The sequence below is a fragment of the Vibrio sp. 2130-1 genome (genome assembly GCF_033339515.1).
The window spans coordinates 1-1,109 of the sequence record NZ_JAWOUT010000079.1 but is presented as its reverse complement, the minus strand read 5'-3'; the positions used below and the strand labels follow the sequence as shown (position 1 = coordinate 1,109).

2 protein-coding genes are annotated in these 1,109 nt (G+C 62.8%); one reads left to right on the top strand and one right to left on the bottom strand.

Translation table 11 applies throughout. The features are described from left to right. Positions 1 to 142: 142 nt before the first annotated feature. Complete coding sequence (locus R7Q09_RS24350) at positions 143 to 403, bottom strand: mobilization protein (protein ID WP_318143721.1); 261 nt, start codon at positions 401 to 403, stop codon at positions 143 to 145. Between the two features lie 182 nt (positions 404 to 585). Here R7Q09_RS24350 and R7Q09_RS24345 point away from each other — a divergent pair. Next, positions 586 to 1,109, top strand: a 524-nt coding sequence (locus R7Q09_RS24345) for a MobA/MobL family protein (RefSeq protein ID WP_318143720.1), incomplete at its 3' end; no start/stop codon positions are given.

Below are 1,109 nucleotides of genomic sequence, written 5' to 3'. Positions count from 1 at the left end.
TTGCGCTTGGCTATCTCCGCCTTGATGGTCGCGCCCGCCTCTCGCATCTCTTGCTGCAGGGCTTCGATCTCGGCAGGTGTCAGCCGGTAGAAGCTCACCCTTGCCCCTCTTGCGGCTCCGGCTGGCCATGCTCCTGTGGCTGCTATTCCTGCTTGGGTGGCGGTCCGAACAGCGCCCGGTCATGGTCGCGCTCTAGGTAGCTGTCCAGCCCATCGAGCAAGCGCTGTTCTGGCCACTCGCCGCTTTCGACTTTGCCGAGTATCCACGCGCCTACCAGCACCTTGCGCCGGGTGTCCTCCTTGCGCTTTTGCTGCTGCTCCCGTGCCCTGACCCGCTGGATCTTGGCGTTGATCCGTGCCCGTTGCTCTTCCAGCTTGGCGAGCCGTTCCGCTGCTTTTGCCATGTTGACATTCCCCTTGGTTATGTGCTTGCCATCATGCTATCATCGGAGCACAGACACCGCAAACCCCGACCGTCATTCTAACGGGAGGGCGCACTTACCGGTTTCTCTTCGAGAAACTGCCCTGCGGGCACCCCTTTGGGGCTGTGCGCTCTCCGAGGGCCATTGCATGGAGCTAAACCCCTATGGCCATCTATCACCTTACGGCCAAGACCGGCAGCCGGAACGGCGGCCAGTCGGCCAAGGCGAAAGCCGATTACATCCAGCGGGAGGGCCGTTACTCCCGCGACCGTGACGAGGTGCTGCACACTCAGTCCGGCCACCTGCCCGAGTGGGCCGAGCGCCCCGCCGACTACTGGGATGCTGCCGACCTGTATGAACGCGCCAATGGGCGGCTGTTCAAAGAGGTTGAGTTTGCCCTGCCGGTCGAACTGACCCTAGATCAGCAGCGGGAGCTGGTGGACGAATTCGCCCGGCATCTGACCGAGGGCGAGCGCCTGCCGTATACGCTGGCCATTCATGCCGGTAAAGGTGAGAACCCCCATTGCCACTTGATGATCTCTGAGCGGAAGAACGACGGTATCGAGCGCCCGGCTGACCAGTGGTTCAAGCGGTACAACGCCAAACAGCCAGAGCGGGGCGGGGCGCAGAAGTCCGAGAGCCTGAAGCCCAAGGCATGGCTTGAGCAGACCCGCGAGGCATGGGCCGA

Excerpts from the sequence above, each read along its gene's own strand:
- R7Q09_RS24350 (WP_318143721.1), bottom strand. The coding sequence starts at position 403 with ATGGCAAAAGCAGCGGAACGGCTCGCCAAGCTGGAAGAGCAACGGGCA.